Origin of the sequence: Serratia sp. 506_PEND (assembly GCF_001076875.1) — a bacterium.
Lineage (GTDB): Bacteria > Pseudomonadota > Gammaproteobacteria > Enterobacterales > Enterobacteriaceae > Serratia > Serratia marcescens.
In genome coordinates, this window is record NZ_JVEL01000058.1 from 1 (window position 1) to 13197 (window position 13197).

The following is a 13197-nucleotide window of genomic DNA, read 5'->3' on the forward strand; positions in this document are numbered from 1 at the left end:
TTAAATATCTGTTCTAACGTGCTTTTTTGTCGCTTCCTTAACGCTGAAACCTGCTCTTTCATTTCGCATCCTGTGAAGTCACCTTATGAAGTCATTATGTGCATTTTGAAAGATGAAGTCAAACCATGAAGTCACTCTTTCGCGTGGACTTGCAGCATAGCCGCCAAAATCGCCGTTTGCTCGGCTGCCGGTAGCGCGCTGTAGTTCTTGGCCCAGCGCTCCGCCTTTCGTTTGATCCGCTGGCGGTCGATGTAGTTGGCACCGGCAAAAGCATGGCTGTATGCGGCGCCCTCGGTAAAATTCATCCACAGTTGCTCAGTGCGCGGGCCGCCACGGGTCATCACTTGAAACTGGATGCTGCGCCAGTCGCCGAGCAACTCGTCGTAAAGCGCGGACGGATAGCCGGAGATCATGACATTGGCGGGCACGGTGCGCAGCACGTCGATCAGGCGGTGATGATCGTCGACGGTATACTCGTGACGATACCGCGCGCGGCTGGTTCGGGTTGCCGGCAGATAAGGCGGGTCGACGTAGATCAGCGTACGGCCGTACTTTTCAAACGGCGTGGCGCGCAGTAATTCCACTGCGTCGCCAACTTCGATCATGAGGCGTTCCGCCTGGTCATCCAGAAAATCCGGATTATCTTCACAAAAAGCCTCTACGGTTTCCGGGTCAATGTCCCAACCGATCGTGCACGACGCGGGCGGTTTTCGCAGCATAATGGCGCCGCCACCCAGGTGCGTTTCGATGTAGGTGTCATGCGGCGGCATCTGGCTGATGATCGCCTGGTAAGCACCGCTCGCGGCCTTGCTCCCCAAATACCCCATTTTATCGGGCCTCCATAGTTGATACTGACCGTGCTGCAGAACAGCTATTGCTGTCTATGCGGTACCGGCAACAGCAGCTGGTACAGTTGAAACCGTCTATATTTGCCGGTATGGCCAGAACAGACATCCGTAGCTATGCTGAAGCGAGGTGACGCACATGGTTCAGGCGCTGCATTAACTCCTGCGCTTTGCGCTGCGTCCCTTCCGGCGTAGGGCGTTGTGATTTTTGTTTCATTATCAATAGCTCGCCCTCTCGCCCCGCCCTGAATCTCTGGCTACCGACTTCGAACGTGGCACCGGCAGCCAGCGCCATCGCTTCTTGATGGGTCAAATCAATCCCGATACTGGATGCTGAATCGGCGATTTGCTTAGCGCGAGGCACCAAGCCTTCCTGCCGCTGCCTATGTAGCATGGCCTTACGCTGTATTTCTTCTGCCACCCGTCGATCAAGTCCAGGCAATACCGCCGGCGTCACTTTATCGCTGGTGTTCGATGTTGCTTTTAACCGCCGGAACAGCTCCCGCCTTTCTTTGCGGCTCAGGTTTTCAAAGTTAACCGGTTCGTCAGCTGGCACAGTCGTCGGTGGCTGTACTCGATGCGGATCACTCGCGCCTATACTTCCGCCGTCTTTGATTGGATTTTGCTCAGGCGGACAGTTATTGCCACGAGTCCAAGGGGCGGCGGCCTTGCCGCAGCCCTCAACGTCAACCCCCAGGCGTGCGGCTTCGCCGCCCGCCGGTTTACGTTTGCGCTTCAGTGTCCAGGTGTCGGGGTGGGTGCAAATACGCGACGCCTCACCGAGCATCGGTGACCAAACACCGAAGATCTGAATACCGAGTTCGCCGTAATCGTTAGGCTTTTCCGCCTGAAGGTAGGCGGTGTGGACGATGTGATCGCTACGCGGCGTCAAAACGCCACCTTGTTTCAAGATGTACGTTGCGATGCAGCCGGCATCCGCGGCGTTCATCACGTCATCCATGGCTTTATCACTCAGCCGCTGGGTTTTCTTGGCGCTAATGCCCTGGCGGTCAAGCTGGGTCGCCAGCCGGCGCAATTCGCGGTAAACCTGGCGCGAGGGTATGCCGAAAAACTGGAATTGGTGCACGCGGTGCAGACTGGCCCAGCCGAGCGCATGCTCGACTGTATCGGCCATGCTTTTGCCGCTTTCGTGGTCGATTGGCGGCTCGCCGGTATCTTTGTTCGGTTTGCGTAAAGGCTCGGCGTCCAGGTTCTTGCCGATGTAGGTCGCGATATAACTGATTGGCGATCCCTTCTCTGCGGTGATCAGTTCAGTTTCAAAGCGCGGGGTTATGTCGTTGCCAAGTTCGGCGCGATCGTCACGGATAGCAAACTCTTGCAGGATGCCGACAATGTCGTCGCGTTCATCTGGTCGGCAGAACACCATCATGTGCCAATGAACCGTGCCGTCGTGGTGTGGTTCGGCAACTCGGATCCCGTACCAGCGGAGCCCGAGACGATTCAGTTTTTTTCGAACGCTGGCGAAAAAGCGATTGACCAAATAATCATTGCTTTCGCGAACCGTGTACGTGTTCCATTTCGGGTTAGGTGCACCGCTACCTTGCAACGTTGCGTGATATTTCGATGGGCAAGTGATGGTGCACCAAACGGCGCAATCACCGCGCATCTCAGCGATGTCCTGCATGCCTTTGACTGTGGTCATCATCTCTATGCGACGGTGGCGCGGGTTGCTGGGGCCAGCGTAATAAGCATCTTCGAGGTCGATGGAAAAGCCGTCATCGTTGGTCAGCTCGAAAGCCTTGAGAAATTCGCGGGTGCGGCGACGTTGTTCGCGGAAGTGTGTCAGCGCATCGGCGCTGATGTAGGCGGAATCCTGTTTACGCACCAGCCCCGCGGCACGCAGCAGCTCTTCACGCCAGCGACAGCGCAACGCCCACAGATTGGTAAACCACCAGTTAGCGCAGCACATTCTGGCGATTGCGCCGGGGATCTTGTCGTAAGGCGGTTCTCCGCGGCGGCGCAGGTATGGGTTCAGAGAATGCCAGCAGGGCGGCGTCACGTTGAAGCGTTCGGCCTCAGTGCCCAGCGAAACATACACACGAAGTATTTCTTCTGGCATGGCGTCGGTGGGAAGCCTGCTCTTGCACTGCTGGTCGAGCAGCGTTTCAAAATGCGCAGCCGTGAAAGTTGCCAGCAATTTGACCGCGCGTTTGTCCAGCTCAGGTAGACGTAACAGATCGTCGAGCCGCTCACGACGGGCAACCAATTGGAGGCCAAAGGTTAGTTGCTTGTCCTGCATCTTCTCAACGCGGGTCAGTACCGTCTTGACCGTCCGCAAAATGTAATTACGGGAAAGCTTCTCGCTGTTGCCTTTCTTACTCTTACGAATGGCGTTGATGCGCGCCAGCAATGGTGAACGGATAAAATCGGGCTGCGCCATCAGGGCACCCAGCACCAGCTGCACCTTTCCTTCCCCGCGACGCTGTTCCGCCAGAATGGAAAGCTGCGAATCGCGATCGCGCTCCTGATCCGCGGTGACCTCAATCCAGCGCTGCCGGCGCCGTTGCGCGACGGTGAGTTTCAGCTCTTTTTCGGTGTCTTCGGTGTACGGGTTGATCCCCTGTTTCGGGGCATTCCAGGGATAGGGCCAATCAGAAGCAACTGCGCCGCGGCCCGGATAGGGGCGCGGCGGGGATGGTTCGCGACGGCCTTTGGTGCTTTTAGTCATTCGCAAACGCCAGCGTAAACGCTACTGCAAGCGGTGTGATCGTTCATGGCGGCGATCAAATCGAACTGCTGCCCGCCCCTGGTGGTTAGGGCCCAATCGCGATAAGTTTCGATGCCATGCGATTCAACCGTGATGCACTCGATTCGGCTTTCCGCCTTTTTCGGATCTTGAGTAGCTGGAAAGAAAGTGCTGTTCTGGCGGCGAGAGCAAGCGGCGACCAGCTTTTCCCATTGAGCAACGCGGGCTATCTCCTCCGGCCAGCGGGTAAAGATCTCTGCCAGCTCGGATTTGCGTGCGTGAATGCATGGCATGCAGCCGACGCGGCTACAGCCTTGTGTATACAGCGGATTCGGCTTGATGCCGTGGTGTTTGGCAATCGCGAAAACGTCGGCATGTTTCCAATCGAGAATTGGCCGATAAATATTTAGGCCCGGCGTTTTATCGGCATCGTTTTCCCACGCGGGCAATCCCGCGCGTTGCGGTGATTCCTGCGCCCGAACCCCTTGCCAACTGATCACCTCGTCGAACTCGTCCAGCAAAGGCGCAACCAGCTGATCGCGGATCGGGATGTGCTTTAACTCGAATGTGCAGAAGCGGGCCATTGTGGACGGAAAGCGGCCCTTCCACATGCAAAGATCGAGGAATGGCACACCCGTTGGGTGAAGTGTTTCGAGCGCCAACGCGACGGTCTTTTTCGCCTCTTGTTCAGTTAGTCCGCATTCAGTAACTAGTGATACAGGCCAGTGCTCTGCAATAAACCGGCGTTTACCCTCGATGCGCGCAGTAAAGTCGGCTTTGACGCGGCGAATCGGCCCCAACTTGGATTCCAGATAATCCAGGTATTCCATTGTTAGCGGGTGTTCGTGGCCGGTATCGGCAAATGCGGGAATAATCTTGACGCCGGCAGCAAGCGCAAACAGCCACTGCGCCAGGCTGTCTTTTCCACCGGAAATGCTGATCACGTTTATGGCGTCGGTAGCGAAGACGCGATCGTCGATCAGCGCCGTTCCGGCCGGATATGAGATAGCACGCGAAGGTATCAGCATTTGAATGGCCCTCGTTCGATACTCAGCATCACGTAACCCGGCGCCCATTCGGCCAGGTCGGTGATGTGGGTGATACGCACCCAGATGTGCTCGCCGGTAAACCCTTCCAGGTGGCCTAACTTTGTATAGCCGTTCAGACTCAGCAGATCGCCGACGGCAAAGTCACGGTCGTTAATACGGAATTCGGCTCTTTTCGCGCCACAAATGACGGCGGCGAGGTGTTCAGGGTGGATCTTCAGGTGATGTTTTTTCACGATGCCGCCCTCATAGTCGCGATGATCTCGCCAGCGTCTGCGCGGCTGGCAGCTTTGGCGCTGACAGAGCGGCGGGCGGTGATCGGGGTAATAGTGAAATCGGCGTACAGAGCTTTGGCTGCGTCCGTCTCGCTGTTCGAGGCCACAACGTGGCGGCCGCGTTTTGCCGCGATGCGCAGCATACGCGCCAGCTTTTCCTGCTGCGCGCTGGTGAATCCGTCGGTGTGGTAGCTAGTGAAGTTGGCGGTAGTACTGGCCGGGATGTATGGCGGATCGCAATAAATCACGTCGCCGGCCTGCGCCATCCGGATCGCTTCCTGGAAGGTGCGGCACAGGAAAATCGCTTTTGTGGCCTGCGCCTTCTCGGCAAATGCCCGGATCTCCACCTCGGGGAAATAAGGCGCTTTTCGATGACCGAACGGCACATTAAACTCGCCTCGCAGGTTGTAGCGGCAAACGCCGTTGAACCCGTGGCGGTTCAGGTAGAGGAACTGCGCAGCCCGGTAGATGAAATTGCTGTCGCAGCACAGATTAAAGTCAGCACGCACGGCGTAATAGCCCGCCTGATCCGGGTGTTCGTTGAACAGGTGGCGCGCTTCACGAATTAGCACTTCAGGCTGATTTTTTGCGACGTTGTGGAAGTTGATCAGATCGGCATTGATGTCGCACAGCAGATAGCTGTCATAGTCGGTATTGAGGAACACCGCACCGGAGCCGACGAACGGCTCAACCAGACGCCCACCTTCCGGCAGATGCTGGCGCAGTGTGTCGATGATGCGGGCTTTGCTGCCGAGCCATTTCAGCGCTGGGCGGTTCATCTTACCGGTCACACCAGCCAGGTTCTTAGTCATAGTCGCGTTCCTCTGGCGGAGTGTACTTGTGCGTTTCGTGGGGATGAGGCAGGAACCTATCGACGTTCCAGATCCAGACTTTCCAGAGCATCACTTGATACGGTGGGAGCAACTCGTAAAGAAGCGGGCCGTACTGATCCATGACCCGACACCGTTGCCGATAGACCCAGTCATTGCGGTAAAGTGCAAATATTTGAATAACGAGAACCGCTATCGTGAGCATGGCGAGTATCTTCAGCATCTTCTTTTGCTCCTTCCCTTCTGATGGTTGTATTTTTCGTGCGTCATCAGTCGCCAGTTCTGGCCGCTATCCCTGCTCAATAACCGCCACTGATAGCCAATATTTATTTTCAAATTCCCGCTCTGCGTCAGGTACGTGAAAACCTTCTCACCACGGTCAAAACGTGAAAGCAAAGCGGCGGCCTTCCGATATATGCGCGGGTCAGCTGGCGGGCCTGATAGTCTGGCCCTCATGACTGTAAGCTCTGCTGGTTTGGCGCGATGAGGTGCTTCCAGATGTGAATAACGGTCTTTGCCTGATGAATGGCGTCGTCCAACGCATTGTGTTTGGCGCCATCGAATGGCACAGCGGTGTGCAGATCCATACCTGCATCTTTAGCCGCTTCCTCGATAGTGCGAACATCGCGGGCGTTCCAGAATCGCCAAACGGGCGTTAGGCCCACGCTGGCAAGTGCCGTATTGATGATGGGCAGGTCAAAATCAGTTCCTTTAGCCCATATGCGTACGTCTTCAATGGCGCCATTGCGCATGATGAAGCACTGGAGTTCGCCCAATGCGCAGCCGAGGGTAACGGCATCATCGGTGGCGATCTCGCTGCGCGCCTCGGCGCTCTGGCGTAGCCACCACTTGACGGTATCGGCGCCGATCGTGCCGCCGTGCTTCTGGCTATTTTCCAGATCGACGCGCTGATAGAAGCGCTTGCCGAGCGTGCCGCTGGCGAGGTCGAAGGCCACCGCCCCGATCGCCACAATGGCGGCGGAGGGGCGGTTGTCCATGGTTTCTAAATCCAACATGATGTGACGCATAACGTATTCCTCATTTTCAAGGTGAGCGAAGCCCGGCGCGGTATATGCGCCTTTTTAACTAGTTGTGTTCTTCTATTTCAGACGTTACTCATAAATAACGTCTGAAATAGGTGCCGGGTTTTAGCCATGCCCGGCGCATGGTTCTGTGGTATTGTGCCTCCGCCTGGTGCTGTCCACTCTTGTAAGGACTCAGGCGAAAAACCAACAGCCACAAGGATATGAATATGGTCAACGAAGAATACATAATCGCTCAACTAGAGCTTCTTGTTGAATATGTTAACTCCATTCGAGCCCCTGTAATTAACAGCCCGTACATCCACGAGGTAAATTCTTTACAGCAAACTCTGAATGAGAAAATAAAAGAGAAATTCCCACAATCAATATCAAAAATGGAAGTCTTCGACATTTAATATTTTATGCGGCTAGATTTCTAGTCGCATTTAACATCCATTTCCAAACAACAAATATAGCGCCCCATCTCTTCTGCAAATTCTGGATGCTCTTTTTTGATGAAACTGACAGCATCCCTTAATTGCCTCATTGCAGCTTCAGCTGACATTGCAAGCACAACGGTTCCGCCATAAATAGAAGTAATCATGCAACCACGAGTGTTTTTATCATTCTGTATTGAGAAAACCTTATCAAACCTAATGATCGTCGTTTTTCCAGTTTCTTCTCTGAGGCTAATATGTAGACCGGTTTGTTTTCCGCCTGCTTGAGTTATATCGCTCATGGTTCCGCTCCTGTTGAAGATCTAATCTCTAGTTGTGCCTATCTGGGAGTGCACCCCGGACGCCAATCCCCCACGCGTTGATGGGAGGGTGCACTCTCAGATAGGGCCGGGCGTACCCGGCTTAAGCTGCGAACCGATCTGCGCAAAATGGTTGAGGTACATCGCCAGCGCTGCAACGGTAAACCAGCGCCTCCAAATCCGCGGCCGACTCCAGATCACCGGCTGCCTGTGCGGTGCTAAGCAGCCCTTCAAGGCCAACGCTCAGGCGGAAGGCATAATCGTTTTGGGAGAATTGGCGGACTTCCTCGGCAACAGCAGAGGCAGCTCGCATGTTGTCGCTTTTAAAGTGGTACTGTTTCAATAAATCATTGATAAGAATGCTATAGGCTTGTTTCATTATTTTTCCTCTCAAAGCTGCTGACGTGCTTTACGCTCTACTGCTTCTTTCCTAGCTTTATATTCTCGTCGATATGCCGCGCGTTTGGCTTCTCGTCGATTGCGTATATCACGAATAATAAACACGCCCGAAAACACAGCGATAATTGCCAATATCGCGAGACATTGAATTGCTTCTAATGTGAGCGAATTAATAAAATTCAACATTGCTATCTCCGGTAGGGAATGGCGCTGGTTTTCGTCCGGTGTTAACCCACATGCTTGCAGCACGATCAATGGTAAACCCGGCGTTATCATCACCAACGCATTTAGCCACCCCGGCCAGATCCTGCAATTTACCCGCCAACCAATTAACCTCTGATGTGGCATATTGCGGTTTTGTATATTTCGCACGTTCGGTATGTAGTGCTAAAACCAGATTTGCAGCTTCATAAAATGGGTTACCCATGCTTTCTCTCCATTTCATTATTACATTGCCTGAGTCAGAAAAAATTTAATGGGTCTACACACGGGATTACTGGCTGTCGCGTAAGGTGCACCCCAACAAGTCGAAAATCATCCTCTAATGGCATAAGCTCAATGGCTGGATATAAAGGTTGTTGGTTTTTATTTGCCTCATAGGTAATGTCGCGTAATAACGCTGTCTCAGCAAATTTGGCAAAAAGCGCAACTTTTCCATCTTTCAGCCGCCACGCCAGATCAACAACTTCACTTATGAAGTCTGGAATAAAATTCATTGCATCCTGTGCAACCCTAACTCGATAGTTCTCAGGATTATAATTAGCGACGGCCTGCTTAAGCCAATCAGCCTCAACGAAACGCCCGTCGGTTGTCGGCCCTTCAATTGCAACCAAAAACCAAGTTGGTTTTTTATTGCTCAGCTGCCGGTACAGGCTATCGATATAGTGAGTTGCCTCAGCTTGCGCATCAAATTTACCGTAAGACTGATCACCCTGGCTGACGTGATAGCGAGTGACCGGGTTCATTTTCTTCCTGGGTAATTTGGTGATACTGAAACCCCGGTAAATACTGGTATGCGTTCTGACTTTTATTACCGCATATTGCATTACTTCCCCTCCCTCGTACGGCAATTGCATCATCCTATGGTATGGTTCGCTTGCCCACTACGCTCTGCCAGGAGCATGGGCATGACAATAACTGACAAAAAGGAGTATTTATGTCACAGAAGGAAACCCGCACCGATCCGTATGTCATTGCTGAAAAATACGGCTACATTGAAGGTGATTCTGGAATGGCCTTTATTGGTTTTGCTTTCCCCCAAGAAGTCACCATCCCTCCCACCGAACGTTTTTTTGTCGGGGTTGGCCTGGATGAAGTTGAAGAGCTTGTTGTGATTTTGCAGGATCACATCAACAGGAATCGTAATAAGTAATTTGTTTTTTTCTTCACTTAACGCTATCAACGCCACCAAGGTGGCGTTTTTCATATCGCCCTGATAGCAGAGGTACCCTGTTTCGCCTGGTTTCATTTTCATATTGATGTCTCTCTCGTTGATTTGAATTATCGCATGATGCATGCCAGCCACCTCACCCGAATGCCGCAGCTTTATCTAAATGGTTAAAGCCATCCAAATACATGCGCGCGTAATAAGCCACCATATTAACTTGCAGTAATTCACGGCGCCCAGGCAGTGAGCGCGGGGCTATTGGTAGATAAGCCCTTTCAGCGTCACTTTGCACTTGCCGCAAATCCATTTCGAAAAACTCGGCAAATTCTTTCAGGGTCATTCGGGGTTTAATCCCCTTTTCTGTCAGGTACGCGAGTGCGAGATCCATTGCTTCCCGTTCCTGGCTATTGCTGGCCGGTAAGTTTGTGATGCGACGCCCTCTTGATGACGCAGCTTTAGCTGGTTCGCTTTTATGCGTTGCCGTCATGAGCTATCCTCTAGGATCGGTTTAGATTGGTTTCGCTTGCTTTAGATGATGCTCAGTTGAGTATCTAAATGGAGGATAGTCTTCACATGAGTAGTATGTCAAGCAGTCATGCAGAAAAACTTAGGTGCATCCGCAAAGCCGAAGGATTAACACAAGCGGCATTCGCGAAGGAAGTTGGCCTTGCATTAAGCAGCGTGAGGAATTACGAAACAGGTCATAGAGAGGTTGGACTCTCAATCATTGATAAAGTAATCAACCATCCTAGATTTGAGAAGTACATGATGTGGTTAATGAGTGATAAGACCTCTGAAGCGGCGGGGCAGGTTTCCCCGGCTCTCTCCCCTGATGGGTCAAACAACACATCAGACCGCCAACAAACCAAGAAGGTTGGTTAATCGCCTATAAAATATACACTTCTTGGGGGCGCGGCGGCCTTTGTCACTGGTATGACTTCTGGGAATAACACAGCAAGTCAGCTCCGCAAAACGCTGATGTAAACGAGAAATAAGAAATTTAAAAAGGAGTTTTAAGCATGAAAAAAACAACCATTGTTACTTTGTTGGCTGCAACATTCTTTTCTTCCCTTGCAATCGCTAATCAGACCAAAACCCTTGAGAAAGATAATTTTGAAGGTGAGTGGCCTTTCTCATTTAGTAAGGGCACCTTGGAATGTGATCGGGCGGCGGCATTTATTCGAGATGATGAAAGCGGGCAACTCTATGGCCTGAATGGGCCTGCGCTGACGCCGGCAACATTACGAAAAAACAACGCGCTCCCCTTAGAACCAGAAATGTCTGTGTGGCTAAATGACCCTTCCCCAATGGGGTATAAGGTGAGCCTAGGTGATGTATTAGATGAAGCAGTGAATCTTTGCGTTAAACCCTTACTTAAATAGTAACTGCATTATGGGTATAAAATCATTAGGTCGTGACGGTTGGATGGTCGACGTTCGCCCGCAAGGGCGAACCGGCAAAAGAGTCCGTCGGAAGTTTCAAACCAAAGCAGAGGCCCAGCAATTCGAGCGCTGGGTTATCGCCACACAGAACAATAAAGACTGGTTGGAAAAACCAAAAGATACGCGCACTTTTTTGGACTTAATCGAACTATGGTGGACACACAAAGGCCAAACAATGCGAAGTGGCGAGGTGACGTACACGGCGCTGAAAGGCATCTGTGTTCGTCTTGGAAATCCGACAGCAAGCAGTATCACACCGGCTTTCCTATCAGAGTACCGCTCACAGCGACTTGCTCAGGGCAGAAGTAAGGCGACAGTAAATCATGAAAGGGACAATATCAGCGGTGTCTTTACCGTATTGATTGAACTCGGCCATTATCCAGCGCCTCACCCTCTAACTGGTTTCAAAGCATTAAAACTCGAAGATAAAGAGATGGGCTATCTTCGCAAAAACCAAATCACACTTTTGCTTAATGAACTCAGCGGCGACAACCTCAAGGTTGTAAAGATATGTCTTGCCACTGGCGCGCGATGGATGGAGGCGGCAACCCTGCGGCGTTCTCACCTTTCAATGAATCGGGTTACCTTCTCAAAAACCAAAAACGGATACGCTCGAACTGTGCCAATCTCCCCTGAACTGTACGAAGAAATATCCGTAGGCGAGCAGGAGACCCTATTCCCGAGTGTTAGTTATGAAGAGGTTCGAGAGCTGATCAAGCGTGTCGCTCCTGATTTGCCGGAAGGCCAAGCAACACACGTTTTCAGGCACACGTTTGCAAGTCACTTCATGATGAGCGGGGGCAACATTCTTACCCTGCAAAAAATCTTGGGCCACCGTACCATCACGCAAACAATGATCTATGCGCACTTTGCCCCGGAGCATCTAATTGACGCGGTAAAACTCAACCCACTGGTTGCCCTATGAGTGTCCACATTCTGGCCCAACTGGTTTGTTTTAGGTTGTGTTAGGTTGGTTTAGTTTCCGCTGCAACTGATTGATAGACCTGTAACTTATTGATTTTTAACAAGTCGAATAAATATGCTCAACTTTTTCACTTTCCTGCGGTCTGACAGTGACGCTGTTGGCCCGAGAAATATCTAAAGTGCGGCGCGGCGGTGATCCAAAGCCATCTCAACAGCCTGAAAAAGGCCAAGCGCTTGAGGTGCTAAAGGAAAGCCAATGCGTCGCAACGTGAAAGATGAAGGGTATAAAGGTTTCCAACTGCCGCAAGGTCTATTATCATCGGCATCCTATGCCCTAAAGGAATGTGATTACTATGCGCTGTAAAACGCTGACTGCCGCCGCTGTAGTTCTTGTGATGCTGACTGCAGGCTGTTCTACTTTTGAAAAGGTGGTTTATCGTCCTGACATCAACCAGGGGAACTACCTGACGTCGACCGACGTGGCGAAAATTCAGAAAGGGATGACCCAACAACAGGTCGCTTACACATTGGGCACCCCAATGCTGCAAGACCCGTTTGGAACGCAAACGTGGTTCTATGTGTTCCGTCAGCAGCCTGGCCATGAAGATATCACCCAGCAGACGCTGACGCTGACCTTCGACAGCGCAGGCGTGTTGACCGATATCCAGAACAAACCGGCGCTGACCAAGTAATCGGCGTCGCCCGCTCTTCCGGCCCATGAGGGGGCATGGTGTTCCTCATGACAGTCGCAGGCTGCAACGCGGAAGAGAAAATCAGTTTCAGATAAAAAAATAAGGCGCTATAAGCGCCTTATTTTTTTGCCTTTTCTGCCCGTTGCCGGCGCAGCTCTTTCGGATCGGCGATCAGCGGCCGGTAAATCTCCACCCGGTCGCCGTCGTTCAGCGTATCGCCCAGCTTGGCCGGGCGGCTGTAGATGCCGATTTTGTTGCTCTTGAGATCGATATCCTGGCGCAGCTCCAGCAGGCCCGAAGCCTGGATCGCCTGCTCAACGCTGCTGCCTTCGGCCAGCTTCACCTTGCGCAGGTACTGCCGCTCCGGCAAGGCGTACACCACCTCGACCTGGATGTCAGACACTGTAGACCTCTTTCGCCCGTTGGGTGAATGCCTGCACCATGCTGCCCGCCAGCTCTTTGAACACCTTGCCGAACGCCAGCTCAATCAGTTTGTTGGTGAACTCGAAGTCCAGGTGCAGCTCCACCTTGCAGGCCTCTTCGCTCAGCGGTGTGAACTGCCAACCACCCATCAGCTTGCGGAACGGGCCATCGACCAGCTGCATATTGATGCTCTGGTTATCCAGCAGCGTATTGCGCGTGGTGAAGGTCTTGCTGATACCGGCCTTGGCGACGTCCACCGCGGCGGTCATCTCGTTGGAGGTAGCGTTAAGCACCCGGCTGCCAGTGCAGCCTGGCAGAAAATCGGGATAAGAATGAACATCGTTAACCAACTGATACATCTGCTCGGCGCTGAACGGCACTAATGCAGACCGACTGATCTGGGGCATATCATTTCCTGTAAGACATAAAACGTACAGATAATATCATT

At 52.4% G+C, this 13197-nt stretch carries 21 protein-coding genes; 5 read left to right on the top strand and 16 right to left on the bottom strand.

The window, feature by feature from the left end; genetic code table 11:
• Positions 1–131: 131 nt before the first annotated feature.
• The 13 genes from ADK28_RS01820 to ADK28_RS33395 form a co-directional block, all read right to left on the bottom strand.
• Positions 132–827, bottom strand: a complete 696-nt coding sequence (locus tag ADK28_RS01820) for a DNA adenine methylase (protein ID WP_048794723.1) — start codon at positions 825–827, stop codon at positions 132–134.
• Positions 828–960: 133 nt separating this feature from the next.
• Positions 961–3534: a replication endonuclease gene (locus ADK28_RS01825; RefSeq protein WP_053093506.1), complete on the bottom strand. Its 2574-nt coding sequence runs from the start codon at positions 3532–3534 to the stop codon at positions 961–963.
• Complete coding sequence (locus ADK28_RS01830) at positions 3531–4580, bottom strand: phosphoadenosine phosphosulfate reductase family protein (protein WP_193392112.1); 1050 nt, start codon at positions 4578–4580, stop codon at positions 3531–3533. The genes ADK28_RS01825 and ADK28_RS01830 overlap by 4 nt, the downstream gene beginning before the upstream one ends.
• Entirely contained in the window at positions 4574–4834 is a 261-nt protein-coding gene (locus ADK28_RS01835) for a DUF3850 domain-containing protein (protein ID WP_343286230.1), read from the bottom strand. Before ADK28_RS01835 ends, ADK28_RS01830 begins: the two co-directional genes overlap by 7 nt.
• On the bottom strand, positions 4831–5685 hold the full coding sequence (locus tag ADK28_RS01840; protein WP_239686194.1) for a Dam family site-specific DNA-(adenine-N6)-methyltransferase: 855 nt from the start codon (positions 5683–5685) through the stop codon (positions 4831–4833). The genes ADK28_RS01835 and ADK28_RS01840 overlap by 4 nt, the downstream gene beginning before the upstream one ends.
• On the bottom strand, positions 5678–5926 hold the full coding sequence (locus tag ADK28_RS01845; protein WP_048794725.1) for a hypothetical protein: 249 nt from the start codon (positions 5924–5926) through the stop codon (positions 5678–5680). Before ADK28_RS01845 ends, ADK28_RS01840 begins: the two co-directional genes overlap by 8 nt.
• On the bottom strand, positions 5920–6159 hold the full coding sequence (locus ADK28_RS33585; protein WP_075202022.1) for a hypothetical protein: 240 nt from the start codon (positions 6157–6159) through the stop codon (positions 5920–5922). The genes ADK28_RS01845 and ADK28_RS33585 overlap by 7 nt, the downstream gene beginning before the upstream one ends.
• On the bottom strand, positions 6156–6731 hold the full coding sequence (locus ADK28_RS01850; protein WP_048794726.1) for a 3'-5' exonuclease: 576 nt from the start codon (positions 6729–6731) through the stop codon (positions 6156–6158). Before ADK28_RS01850 ends, ADK28_RS33585 begins: the two co-directional genes overlap by 4 nt.
• A 430-nt stretch (positions 6732–7161) precedes the next feature.
• On the bottom strand, positions 7162–7464 hold the full coding sequence (locus ADK28_RS01860; RefSeq protein ID WP_048794728.1) for a hypothetical protein: 303 nt from the start codon (positions 7462–7464) through the stop codon (positions 7162–7164).
• A gap of 121 nt (positions 7465–7585) precedes the next feature.
• The gene (locus tag ADK28_RS01865) at positions 7586–7861 is read right to left on the bottom strand and encodes a hypothetical protein (RefSeq protein ID WP_048794729.1); all 276 of its coding nucleotides are present in this window, start codon (positions 7859–7861) and stop codon (positions 7586–7588) included.
• Positions 7862–7872: 11 nt separating this feature from the next.
• Complete coding sequence (locus ADK28_RS31175) at positions 7873–8067, bottom strand: hypothetical protein (protein ID WP_152929591.1); 195 nt, start codon at positions 8065–8067, stop codon at positions 7873–7875.
• Complete coding sequence (locus ADK28_RS31180; RefSeq protein WP_152929593.1) at positions 8051–8308, bottom strand: hypothetical protein; 258 nt, start codon at positions 8306–8308, stop codon at positions 8051–8053. Before ADK28_RS31180 ends, ADK28_RS31175 begins: the two co-directional genes overlap by 17 nt.
• Before the next feature lie 34 nt (positions 8309–8342).
• Positions 8343–8927, bottom strand: a complete 585-nt coding sequence (locus ADK28_RS33395; protein WP_152929594.1) for a GPO family capsid scaffolding protein — start codon at positions 8925–8927, stop codon at positions 8343–8345.
• 110 nt (positions 8928–9037) lie between these two features.
• Between ADK28_RS33395 and ADK28_RS31185 the strand changes: the two genes are divergently transcribed.
• Entirely contained in the window at positions 9038–9253 is a 216-nt protein-coding gene (locus ADK28_RS31185; RefSeq protein ID WP_152929596.1) for a hypothetical protein, read from the top strand.
• Positions 9254–9407: 154 nt separating this feature from the next.
• Here ADK28_RS31185 and ADK28_RS01880 read toward each other — a convergent pair whose 3' ends face one another.
• Positions 9408–9755 carry a hypothetical protein gene (locus ADK28_RS01880; protein WP_143128935.1) on the bottom strand — a complete coding sequence of 116 codons (348 nt, stop codon included), beginning with the start codon at positions 9753–9755 and terminating at the stop codon, positions 9408–9410.
• An 86-nt stretch (positions 9756–9841) separates the two neighbouring features.
• On the opposite strand from ADK28_RS01880, the gene ADK28_RS01885 reads away from it, so the two are divergent.
• The 4 genes from ADK28_RS01885 (at position 9842) to bamE (ending at position 12326) form a co-directional block, all read left to right on the top strand.
• Entirely contained in the window at positions 9842–10150 is a 309-nt protein-coding gene (locus ADK28_RS01885; protein ID WP_343286231.1) for a helix-turn-helix transcriptional regulator, read from the top strand.
• Positions 10151–10287: 137 nt separating this feature from the next.
• Complete coding sequence (locus ADK28_RS01890; RefSeq protein ID WP_048794732.1) at positions 10288–10650, top strand: DUF2511 domain-containing protein; 363 nt, start codon at positions 10288–10290, stop codon at positions 10648–10650.
• A 10-nt stretch (positions 10651–10660) separates the two neighbouring features.
• Positions 10661–11635, top strand: a complete 975-nt coding sequence (locus tag ADK28_RS01895) for a phage integrase (RefSeq protein WP_048794733.1) — start codon at positions 10661–10663, stop codon at positions 11633–11635.
• Positions 11636–11987: 352 nt separating this feature from the next.
• The gene (gene bamE, locus ADK28_RS01900; RefSeq protein ID WP_004929101.1) at positions 11988–12326 is read left to right on the top strand and encodes an outer membrane protein assembly factor BamE; all 339 of its coding nucleotides are present in this window, start codon (positions 11988–11990) and stop codon (positions 12324–12326) included.
• A gap of 118 nt (positions 12327–12444) precedes the next feature.
• On the opposite strand, the gene ADK28_RS01905 is transcribed toward bamE, so the two are convergent.
• Together ADK28_RS01905 and ADK28_RS01910 are read right to left on the bottom strand one after the other, a co-directional pair.
• Complete coding sequence (locus ADK28_RS01905; protein WP_004929098.1) at positions 12445–12729, bottom strand: RnfH family protein; 285 nt, start codon at positions 12727–12729, stop codon at positions 12445–12447.
• Positions 12722–13156, bottom strand: coding sequence for a type II toxin-antitoxin system RatA family toxin (locus ADK28_RS01910; RefSeq protein WP_004929096.1), 435 nt, complete (start codon positions 13154–13156; stop codon positions 12722–12724). The genes ADK28_RS01905 and ADK28_RS01910 overlap by 8 nt, the downstream gene beginning before the upstream one ends.
• Positions 13157–13197: the final 41 nt, after the last annotated feature.

Excerpts from the sequence above, each read along its gene's own strand:
- ADK28_RS01860 (WP_048794728.1), bottom strand. The coding sequence starts at position 7,464 with ATGAGCGATATAACTCAAGCAGGCGGAAAACAAACCGGTCTACATATT.
- ADK28_RS01845 (WP_048794725.1), bottom strand. The coding sequence starts at position 5,926 with ATGCTGAAGATACTCGCCATGCTCACGATAGCGGTTCTCGTTATTCAA.
- ADK28_RS31185 (WP_152929596.1), top strand. The coding sequence starts at position 9,038 with ATGTCACAGAAGGAAACCCGCACCGATCCGTATGTCATTGCTGAAAAA.
- ADK28_RS01850 (WP_048794726.1), bottom strand. The coding sequence starts at position 6,731 with ATGCGTCACATCATGTTGGATTTAGAAACCATGGACAACCGCCCCTCC.
- ADK28_RS01910 (WP_004929096.1), bottom strand. The coding sequence starts at position 13,156 with ATGCCCCAGATCAGTCGGTCTGCATTAGTGCCGTTCAGCGCCGAGCAG.
- ADK28_RS31180 (WP_152929593.1), bottom strand. The coding sequence starts at position 8,308 with ATGGGTAACCCATTTTATGAAGCTGCAAATCTGGTTTTAGCACTACAT.
- ADK28_RS01840 (WP_239686194.1), bottom strand. The coding sequence starts at position 5,685 with ATGACTAAGAACCTGGCTGGTGTGACCGGTAAGATGAACCGCCCAGCG.
- bamE (WP_004929101.1), top strand. The coding sequence starts at position 11,988 with ATGCGCTGTAAAACGCTGACTGCCGCCGCTGTAGTTCTTGTGATGCTG.
- ADK28_RS01865 (WP_048794729.1), bottom strand. The coding sequence starts at position 7,861 with ATGAAACAAGCCTATAGCATTCTTATCAATGATTTATTGAAACAGTAC.
- ADK28_RS01885 (WP_343286231.1), top strand. The coding sequence starts at position 9,842 with ATGAGTAGTATGTCAAGCAGTCATGCAGAAAAACTTAGGTGCATCCGC.
- ADK28_RS01880 (WP_143128935.1), bottom strand. The coding sequence starts at position 9,755 with ATGACGGCAACGCATAAAAGCGAACCAGCTAAAGCTGCGTCATCAAGA.
- ADK28_RS01825 (WP_053093506.1), bottom strand. The coding sequence starts at position 3,534 with ATGACTAAAAGCACCAAAGGCCGTCGCGAACCATCCCCGCCGCGCCCC.
- ADK28_RS31175 (WP_152929591.1), bottom strand. The coding sequence starts at position 8,067 with ATGTTGAATTTTATTAATTCGCTCACATTAGAAGCAATTCAATGTCTC.
- ADK28_RS01890 (WP_048794732.1), top strand. The coding sequence starts at position 10,288 with ATGAAAAAAACAACCATTGTTACTTTGTTGGCTGCAACATTCTTTTCT.
- ADK28_RS33585 (WP_075202022.1), bottom strand. The coding sequence starts at position 6,159 with ATGAGGGCCAGACTATCAGGCCCGCCAGCTGACCCGCGCATATATCGG.
- ADK28_RS01830 (WP_193392112.1), bottom strand. The coding sequence starts at position 4,580 with ATGCTGATACCTTCGCGTGCTATCTCATATCCGGCCGGAACGGCGCTG.
- ADK28_RS01820 (WP_048794723.1), bottom strand. The coding sequence starts at position 827 with ATGGGGTATTTGGGGAGCAAGGCCGCGAGCGGTGCTTACCAGGCGATC.
- ADK28_RS33395 (WP_152929594.1), bottom strand. The coding sequence starts at position 8,927 with ATGCAATATGCGGTAATAAAAGTCAGAACGCATACCAGTATTTACCGG.
- ADK28_RS01895 (WP_048794733.1), top strand. The coding sequence starts at position 10,661 with ATGGGTATAAAATCATTAGGTCGTGACGGTTGGATGGTCGACGTTCGC.